Here is a 10,000-nt window from a genome sequence, read left to right on the forward strand (position 1 = left end):
GCCAGAAGTAGTTAGCCTAACCGTAAGGAGGGCGATTACCACGGCAGGGTTCGTGACTGGGGTGAAGTCGTAACAAGGTAGCCGTATCGGAAGGTGCGGCTGGATCACCTCCTTTCTGGAAATATGCAGTCAAATTCTTACGCCCATTCTTATCGGCTGTTGTGTTAAACAACAGCAATGTCACCGAGTTAATTCAAGTTAATTAGCATTAATTGGTGCCGCCTTCGAGTTTATTAATGAGAGTTAATTAATCAGAGGGTCTGTAGCTCAGCTGGTTAGAGCATCGTCTTGATAAGGCGGGGGTCGTTGGTTCGAGTCCAACCAGACCCACCAATTGGGCTTAGGTGGAGAGCGAGAAGCGAAAAAGAAATCCCGGGGGATTAGCTCAGCTGGGAGAGCACCTGCTTTGCAAGCAGGGGGTCGACGGTTCGATCCCGTCATCCTCCACCAAAATATTCAGCAGATTGATAGATTCAGTCTGTTGGAAAAAACTTATCAGAAGCAAATTAAATTAATGCAAAGCATGTTCGCGACAAGTCGCGAGGATGCTTTGTATTGATTGATTCATTTCAATTATTGGCTGTTCTTTAAAAATTTATAGAGTTAAATTAGCGTCGTTAGCGGAAACTGCACATTCGTAAAGGTTTAGTGCAGACCGTGCCGCTAGCGACATAGTAGTAAATAATTTTTTGATTGCGTCAAAAGAAACTTTTAATTTCGATAGTAATTTATTGAATAATTGGAAGATACGGCATAACGCGTGTGGTGTAAGACCACACAATCATTCCTTGAAGATAGCTTATGAGAAATCAAAGTTATAGGGTCAAGCGAATAAGAGCATATGGTGGATGCCTAGGCAATGATAGGCGACGAAAGACGTGATAGCCTGCGATAAGCTTCGGGGAGCTGGCAAATTAGCTTTGATCCGGAGATTTCTGAATGGGGAAACCCACCCTTCGGGGTAACGCTGACTGAATACATAGGTCTGCGTGGCGAACCGGGTGAACTGAAACATCTCAGTAGCTCGAGGAAAAGACATCAACCGAGATTCCGAGAGTAGTGGCGAGCGAAATCGGAAGAGCCTGCAAGTAATAGCAAGAGTGTTAGCAAAGCAGCATGGAAAGGCTGACCATAGTGGGTGATAGTCCCGTATGCAAAAACACACTTGTGGTACTAAGCTTGCGAGAAGTAGGGCGGGACACGTGAAATCCTGTCTGAATATGGGGGGACCATCCTCCAAGGCTAAATACTCATCATTGACCGATAGTGAACTAGTACCGTGAGGGAAAGGCGAAAAGAACCCCGGGAGGGGAGTGAAATAGATCCTGAAACCGTATGCTTACAAAAAGTAGGAGCCTGGAAACGGGTGACTGCGTACCTTTTGTATAATGGGTCAGCGACTTACATTCAGTGGCAAGGTTAACCGAATAGGGAAGCCGTAGAGAAATCGAGTCCGAATAGGGCGACAGTCGCTGGGTGTAGACCCGAAACCAAGTGAGCTATCCATGGCCAGGATGAAGGTGCGGTAACACGCACTGGAGGTCCGAACCGACTAGTGTTGCAAAACTAGCGGATGAGCTGTGGATAGGGGTGAAAGGCTAAACAAACTTGGAAATAGCTGGTTCTCTCCGAAAACTATTTAGGTAGTGCCTCAAGTATTACCATCGGGGGTAGAGCACTGTTTTGGCTAGGGGGTCATGGCGACTTACCAAACCAAGGCAAACTCCGAATACCGATGAGTACAGCTTGGGAGACAGAGCACCGGGTGCTAACGTCCGGACTCAAGAGGGAAACAACCCAGACCGCCAGCTAAGGTCCCTAAAATTGGCTAAGTGGGAAACGAAGTGGGAAGGCTATAACAGTCAGGATGTTGGCTTAGAAGCAGCCATCATTTAAAGAAAGCGTAATAGCTCACTGATCGAGTCGTCCTGCGCGGAAGATGTAACGGGGCTAAGCCAGTTACCGAAGCTGCGGATGTGCAATTTATTTGTACGTGGTAGGAGAGCGTTCTGTAAGCCTGTGAAGGTGGTGGTGTAAACCCTGCTGGAGGTATCAGAAGTGCGAATGCTGACATGAGTAGCGTTAAAGGGGGTGAAAAGCCCCCTCGCCGTAAGCGCAAGGTTTTCTACGCAACGTTCATCGGCGTAGAGTGAGTCGGCCCCTAAGGCGAGGCAGAGATGCGTAGCTGATGGGAAACAGGTCAATATTCCTGTACCGATGTGTAGTGCGATGTGGGGACGGAGAAGGTTAGCTCAGCCAACTGTTGGATATGTTGGTTCAAGCCTGTAGTCATGCCTGGTAGGAAAATCCGCCGGGCTTAGATGAGGGGTGATAACGAGTGTGCTTGCACACGAAGTGAGTGATACCCTGCTTCCAGGAAAAGCCACTAAGCTTCAGCTACACACGACCGTACCGCAAACCGACACTGGTGCGCGAGATGAGTATTCTAAGGCGCTTGAGAGAACTCAGGAGAAGGAACTCGGCAAATTGACACCGTAACTTCGGAAGAAGGTGTGCCTTTGGTAGGTGAACCATTTACTTGGGGAGCCGAGAAAGGCTGCAAAAAATCGGTGGCTGCAACTGTTTATTAAAAACACAGCACTCTGCTAAGACGAAAGTCGACGTATAGGGTGTGACGCCTGCCCGGTGCTGGAAGATTAAATGATGGGGTGCAAGCTCTTGATTGAAGTCCCAGTAAACGGCGGCCGTAACTATAACGGTCCTAAGGTAGCGAAATTCCTTGTCGGGTAAGTTCCGACCTGCACGAATGGCGTAATGATGGCCACACTGTCTCCTCCTGAGACTCAGCGAAGTTGAAATGTTTGTGATGATGCAATCTCCCCGCGGAAAGACGGAAAGACCCCATGAACCTTTACTGTAGCTTTGTATTGGATTTTGAACAGACCTGTGTAGGATAGGTGGGAGGCTTTGAAGCCGGGACGCTAGTTTCGGTGGAGCCAACGTTGAAATACCACCCTGGTGTGTTTGAGGTTCTAACCTAGGTCCATTATCTGGATCGGGGACAGTGCATGGTAGGCAGTTTGACTGGGGCGGTCTCCTCCCAAAGTGTAACGGAGGAGTTCGAAGGTACGCTAGTTACGGTCGGACATCGTGACGATAGTGCAATGGCATAAGCGTGCTTAACTGCGAGACTGACAAGTCGAGCAGATGCGAAAGCAGGACATAGTGATCCGGTGGTTCTGTATGGAAGGGCCATCGCTCAACGGATAAAAGGTACTCTGGGGATAACAGGCTGATACCGCCCAAGAGTTCATATCGACGGCGGTGTTTGGCACCTCGATGTCGGCTCATCTCATCCTGGGGCTGTAGCCGGTCCCAAGGGTATGGCTGTTCGCCATTTAAAGAGGTACGTGAGCTGGGTTTAAAACGTCGTGAGACAGTTTGGTCCCTATCTTCCGTGGGCGCTGCAGATTTGAGGAAGCCTGCTCCTAGTACGAGAGGACCGGAGTGGACGAACCTCTGGTGTACCGGTTGTCACGCCAGTGGCATTGCCGGGTAGCTAAGTTCGGAAGAGATAACCGCTGAAAGCATCTAAGCGGGAAACTCGTTTCAAGATGAGATCTGCCGGGGCCTTGAGCCCCCTAAAGAGTCGTTCAAGACCAGGACGTTGATAGGCAGGGTGTGGAAGCGCAGTAATGCGTTAAGCTAACCTGTACTAATTGCTCGTGAGGCTTGACCCTATAACTTTGAAAGTCTCGAATTGATTGTGGAGACACAGGCAGTTTGTGAATCAAGGTGTTATGCCAAGTTGACGCATTCAAGAAAACAAAAAGACACGCTGTGCAGCAGGCATGGTGTGCATTTACTACGACAAAAGCTAATTTGCTCTATAGATTCGATGGGCTGAGGGTGCGCTGCTGGTTAAACCCTGGTGCGCACGGACTCAGTCGATCAAAAAGTTATGCCTGATGACCATAGCAAGTTGGTACCACTCCTTCCCATCCCGAACAGGAAAGTGAAACGACTTAGCGCCGATGATAGTGCGGATTCCCGTGTGAAAGTAGGACATCGTCAGGCTCTTATGCCTAGACTGGCCCAGTTGATCTTGTGATCGACTGGGCTTTTCTTCTCATGGGGTGTCGAGAAAGAAGAAGTAAATTGAGAGATCTGAAAAAGATCTGAAAGAAATTAAAAGAGCTTTTCTTTTTGTACTGTTTAGCAGTGCAAACGAAAAAGTTTAGTTTTATAAGCCAAGTGCGTAAAAGCCGGCATATAATATGAGACTGCGCTGATTACAGCGAACGACAAGAAGTCGAGCAAAGCTAGGTGAAGACATTAAAAATGTTGACGCAGAGTCAAGCGAAGCAAACAAGTCTGATCATTAAAAATTTACAGCCGATAAGTATGGGCGTTTGAAGGCGATTGCCAGACAAAGTCAGTGTTAAAGCTGGCCGAGTCACAAGTCTTTTGACTTTAAACGCTCATGAAGATAGAAGAGAAAATTAAACGTCAATTTTGTTTTTATGAGTTTTCTTCTCACAGTCTGACTGGAAACGGTTGGGGTGTGAGGGGTTGAAAATTATTGCAGTGATTAAACTAAAGAGTTTGATCCTGGCTCAGATTGAACGCTGGCGGCATGCCTTACACATGCAAGTCGAACGGTAGAGTAGCAATACTTGAGAGTGGCGAACGGGTGAGTAATATATCGGAACGTGCCCAATCGTGGGGGATAACGTAGAGAAATTTACGCTAATACCGCATAAGATCTAAGGATGAAAGCGGGGGACTCGCAAGAGCCTCGCGCGATTGGAGCGGCTGATATCAGATTAGGTAGTTGGTGTGGTAAAAGCGCACCAAGCCGACGATCTGTAGCTGGTTTGAGAGAACGACCAGCCACACTGGGACTGAGACACGGCCCAGACTCCTACGGGAGGCAGCAGTGGGGAATTTTGGACAATGGGCGAAAGCCTGATCCAGCAATGCCGCGTGCAGGAAGAAGGCCTTCGGGTTGTAAACTGCTTTTGTACGGAACGAAACGGTGCTCTTTAATAAAGAGTGCTAATGACGGTACCGTAAGAATAAGCACCGGCTAACTACGTGCCAGCAGCCGCGGTAATACGTAGGGTGCGAGCGTTAATCGGAATTACTGGGCGTAAAGCGTGCGCAGGCGGTTATATAAGACAGTTGTGAAATCCCTGGGCTCAACCTAGGAATTGCATCTGTGACTGTATAGCTAGAGTACGGTAGAGGGGGATGGAATTCCGCGTGTAGCAGTGAAATGCGTAGATATGCGGAGGAACACCGATGGCGAAGGCAATCCCCTGGACCTGTACTGACGCTCATGCACGAAAGCGTGGGGAGCAAACAGGATTAGATACCCTGGTAGTCCACGCCCTAAACGATGTCAACTGGTTGTTGGGTGCATTAGTACTCAGTAACGAAGCTAACGCGTGAAGTTGACCGCCTGGGGAGTACGGCCGCAAGGTTGAAACTCAAAGGAATTGACGGGGACCCGCACAAGCGGTGGATGATGTGGTTTAATTCGATGCAACGCGAAAAACCTTACCTACCTTTGACATGTACGGAACTCGCCAGAGATGGCTTGGTGCTCGAAAGAGAGCCGTAACACAGGTGCTGCATGGCTGTCGTCAGCTCGTGTCGTGAGATGTTGGGTTAAGTCCCGCAACGAGCGCAACCCTTGTCATTAGTTGCTACATTTAGTTGGGCACTCTAATGAGACTGCCGGTGACAAACCGGAGGAAGGTGGGGATGACGTCAAGTCCTCATGGCCCTTATAGGTAGGGCTACACACGTCATACAATGGATGGTACAGAGGGTCGCCAACCCGCGAGGGGGAGCCAATCCCATAAAACCATTCGTAGTCCGGATCGCAGTCTGCAACTCGACTGCGTGAAGTCGGAATCGCTAGTAATCGCGGATCAGAATGTCGCGGTGAATACGTTCCCGGGTCTTGTACACACCGCCCGTCACACCATGGGAGCGGGTTCTGCCAGAAGTAGTTAGCCTAACCGTAAGGAGGGCGATTACCACGGCAGGGTTCGTGACTGGGGTGAAGTCGTAACAAGGTAGCCGTATCGGAAGGTGCGGCTGGATCACCTCCTTTCTGGAAATATGCAGTCAAATTCTTACGCCCATTCTTATCGGCTGTTGTGTTAAACAACAGCAATGTCACCGAGTTAATTCAAGTTAATTAGCATTAATTGGTGCCGCCTTCGAGTTTATTAATGAGAGTTAATTAATCAGAGGGTCTGTAGCTCAGCTGGTTAGAGCATCGTCTTGATAAGGCGGGGGTCGTTGGTTCGAGTCCAACCAGACCCACCAATTGGGCTTAGGTGGAGAGCGAGAAGCGAAAAAGAAATCCCGGGGGATTAGCTCAGCTGGGAGAGCACCTGCTTTGCAAGCAGGGGGTCGACGGTTCGATCCCGTCATCCTCCACCAAAATATTCAGCAGATTGATAGATTCAGTCTGTTGGAAAAAACTTATCAGAAGCAAATTAAATTAATGCAAAGCATGTTCGCGACAAGTCGCGAGGATGCTTTGTATTGATTGATTCATTTCAATTATTGGCTGTTCTTTAAAAATTTATAGAGTTAAATTAGCGTCGTTAGCGGAAACTGCACATTCGTAAAGGTTTAGTGCAGACCGTGCCGCTAGCGACATAGTAGTAAATAATTTTTTGATTGCGTCAAAAGAAACTTTTAATTTCGATAGTAATTTATTGAATAATTGGAAGATACGGCATAACGCGTGTGGTGTAAGACCACACAATCATTCCTTGAAGATAGCTTATGAGAAATCAAAGTTATAGGGTCAAGCGAATAAGAGCATATGGTGGATGCCTAGGCAATGATAGGCGACGAAAGACGTGATAGCCTGCGATAAGCTTCGGGGAGCTGGCAAATTAGCTTTGATCCGGAGATTTCTGAATGGGGAAACCCACCCTTCGGGGTAACGCTGACTGAATACATAGGTCTGCGTGGCGAACCGGGTGAACTGAAACATCTCAGTAGCTCGAGGAAAAGACATCAACCGAGATTCCGAGAGTAGTGGCGAGCGAAATCGGAAGAGCCTGCAAGTAATAGCAAGAGTGTTAGCAAAGCAGCATGGAAAGGCTGACCATAGTGGGTGATAGTCCCGTATGCAAAAACACACTTGTGGTACTAAGCTTGCGAGAAGTAGGGCGGGACACGTGAAATCCTGTCTGAATATGGGGGGACCATCCTCCAAGGCTAAATACTCATCATTGACCGATAGTGAACTAGTACCGTGAGGGAAAGGCGAAAAGAACCCCGGGAGGGGAGTGAAATAGATCCTGAAACCGTATGCTTACAAAAAGTAGGAGCCTGGAAACGGGTGACTGCGTACCTTTTGTATAATGGGTCAGCGACTTACATTCAGTGGCAAGGTTAACCGAATAGGGAAGCCGTAGAGAAATCGAGTCCGAATAGGGCGACAGTCGCTGGGTGTAGACCCGAAACCAAGTGAGCTATCCATGGCCAGGATGAAGGTGCGGTAACACGCACTGGAGGTCCGAACCGACTAGTGTTGCAAAACTAGCGGATGAGCTGTGGATAGGGGTGAAAGGCTAAACAAACTTGGAAATAGCTGGTTCTCTCCGAAAACTATTTAGGTAGTGCCTCAAGTATTACCATCGGGGGTAGAGCACTGTTTTGGCTAGGGGGTCATGGCGACTTACCAAACCAAGGCAAACTCCGAATACCGATGAGTACAGCTTGGGAGACAGAGCACCGGGTGCTAACGTCCGGACTCAAGAGGGAAACAACCCAGACCGCCAGCTAAGGTCCCTAAAATTGGCTAAGTGGGAAACGAAGTGGGAAGGCTATAACAGTCAGGATGTTGGCTTAGAAGCAGCCATCATTTAAAGAAAGCGTAATAGCTCACTGATCGAGTCGTCCTGCGCGGAAGATGTAACGGGGCTAAGCCAGTTACCGAAGCTGCGGATGTGCAATTTATTTGTACGTGGTAGGAGAGCGTTCTGTAAGCCTGTGAAGGTGGTGGTGTAAACCCTGCTGGAGGTATCAGAAGTGCGAATGCTGACATGAGTAGCGTTAAAGGGGGTGAAAAGCCCCCTCGCCGTAAGCGCAAGGTTTTCTACGCAACGTTCATCGGCGTAGAGTGAGTCGGCCCCTAAGGCGAGGCAGAGATGCGTAGCTGATGGGAAACAGGTCAATATTCCTGTACCGATGTGTAGTGCGATGTGGGGACGGAGAAGGTTAGCTCAGCCAACTGTTGGATATGTTGGTTCAAGCCTGTAGTCATGCCTGGTAGGAAAATCCGCCGGGCTTAGATGAGGGGTGATAACGAGTGTGCTTGCACACGAAGTGAGTGATACCCTGCTTCCAGGAAAAGCCACTAAGCTTCAGCTACACACGACCGTACCGCAAACCGACACTGGTGCGCGAGATGAGTATTCTAAGGCGCTTGAGAGAACTCAGGAGAAGGAACTCGGCAAATTGACACCGTAACTTCGGAAGAAGGTGTGCCTTTGGTAGGTGAACCATTTACTTGGGGAGCCGAGAAAGGCTGCAAAAAATCGGTGGCTGCAACTGTTTATTAAAAACACAGCACTCTGCTAAGACGAAAGTCGACGTATAGGGTGTGACGCCTGCCCGGTGCTGGAAGATTAAATGATGGGGTGCAAGCTCTTGATTGAAGTCCCAGTAAACGGCGGCCGTAACTATAACGGTCCTAAGGTAGCGAAATTCCTTGTCGGGTAAGTTCCGACCTGCACGAATGGCGTAATGATGGCCACACTGTCTCCTCCTGAGACTCAGCGAAGTTGAAATGTTTGTGATGATGCAATCTCCCCGCGGAAAGACGGAAAGACCCCATGAACCTTTACTGTAGCTTTGTATTGGATTTTGAACAGACCTGTGTAGGATAGGTGGGAGGCTTTGAAGCCGGGACGCTAGTTTCGGTGGAGCCAACGTTGAAATACCACCCTGGTGTGTTTGAGGTTCTAACCTAGGTCCATTATCTGGATCGGGGACAGTGCATGGTAGGCAGTTTGACTGGGGCGGTCTCCTCCCAAAGTGTAACGGAGGAGTTCGAAGGTACGCTAGTTACGGTCGGACATCGTGACGATAGTGCAATGGCATAAGCGTGCTTAACTGCGAGACTGACAAGTCGAGCAGATGCGAAAGCAGGACATAGTGATCCGGTGGTTCTGTATGGAAGGGCCATCGCTCAACGGATAAAAGGTACTCTGGGGATAACAGGCTGATACCGCCCAAGAGTTCATATCGACGGCGGTGTTTGGCACCTCGATGTCGGCTCATCTCATCCTGGGGCTGTAGCCGGTCCCAAGGGTATGGCTGTTCGCCATTTAAAGAGGTACGTGAGCTGGGTTTAAAACGTCGTGAGACAGTTTGGTCCCTATCTTCCGTGGGCGCTGCAGATTTGAGGAAGCCTGCTCCTAGTACGAGAGGACCGGAGTGGACGAACCTCTGGTGTACCGGTTGTCACGCCAGTGGCATTGCCGGGTAGCTAAGTTCGGAAGAGATAACCGCTGAAAGCATCTAAGCGGGAAACTCGTTTCAAGATGAGATCTGCCGGGGCCTTGAGCCCCCTAAAGAGTCGTTCAAGACCAGGACGTTGATAGGCAGGGTGTGGAAGCGCAGTAATGCGTTAAGCTAACCTGTACTAATTGCTCGTGAGGCTTGACCCTATAACTTTGAAAGTCTCGAATTGATTGTGGAGACACAGGCAGTTTGTGAATCAAGGTGTTATGCCAAGTTGACGCATTCAAGAAAACAAAAAGACACGCTGTGCAGCAGGCATGGTGTGCATTTACTACGACAAAAGCTAATTTGCTCTATAGATTCGATGGGCTGAGGGTGCGCTGCTGGTTAAACCCTGGTGCGCACGGACTCAGTCGATCAAAAAGTTATGCCTGATGACCATAGCAAGTTGGTACCACTCCTTCCCATCCCGAACAGGAAAGTGAAACGACTTAGCGCCGATGATAGTGCGGATTCCCGTGTGAAAGTAGGACAT

4 tRNA genes and 6 rRNA genes (2 of these 10 only partly in view) are annotated in these 10,000 nt (G+C 49.1%); all 10 read left to right on the forward strand.

The window, feature by feature from the left end:
* Positions 1-115, forward strand: a 16S ribosomal RNA gene (locus HC248_RS07285) (it extends 1,416 nt beyond the left edge of the window).
* Positions 116-256: 141 nt separating this feature from the next.
* Positions 257-333, forward strand: a tRNA-Ile gene (locus tag HC248_RS07290).
* Positions 334-374: 41 nt separating this feature from the next.
* Positions 375-450: transfer RNA gene (locus HC248_RS07295), tRNA-Ala, on the forward strand.
* Positions 451-821: 371 nt separating this feature from the next.
* Positions 822-3,701: ribosomal RNA gene (locus tag HC248_RS07300) — 23S ribosomal RNA — on the forward strand.
* A gap of 224 nt (positions 3,702-3,925) precedes the next feature.
* Positions 3,926-4,038, forward strand: a 5S ribosomal RNA gene (gene rrf / locus HC248_RS07305).
* 516 nt (positions 4,039-4,554) lie between these two features.
* A 16S ribosomal RNA gene (locus tag HC248_RS07310) occupies positions 4,555-6,085 on the forward strand.
* A gap of 141 nt (positions 6,086-6,226) precedes the next feature.
* Positions 6,227-6,303, forward strand: a tRNA-Ile gene (locus tag HC248_RS07315).
* Positions 6,304-6,344: 41 nt separating this feature from the next.
* A tRNA-Ala gene (locus tag HC248_RS07320) sits at positions 6,345-6,420 on the forward strand.
* 371 nt (positions 6,421-6,791) lie between these two features.
* A 23S ribosomal RNA gene (locus HC248_RS07325) occupies positions 6,792-9,671 on the forward strand.
* 224 nt (positions 9,672-9,895) lie between these two features.
* Positions 9,896-10,000 (forward strand): 5S ribosomal RNA (gene rrf / locus HC248_RS07330) (it continues 8 nt past the right edge of the window).
* The 16S, 23S and 5S rRNA genes sit together here with 4 tRNA genes alongside, the layout of an rRNA operon.

It is taken from the genome of Polaromonas vacuolata (genome assembly GCF_012584515.1).
GTDB classification, from domain to species: Bacteria; Pseudomonadota; Gammaproteobacteria; order Burkholderiales; family Burkholderiaceae_C; genus Polaromonas; species Polaromonas vacuolata.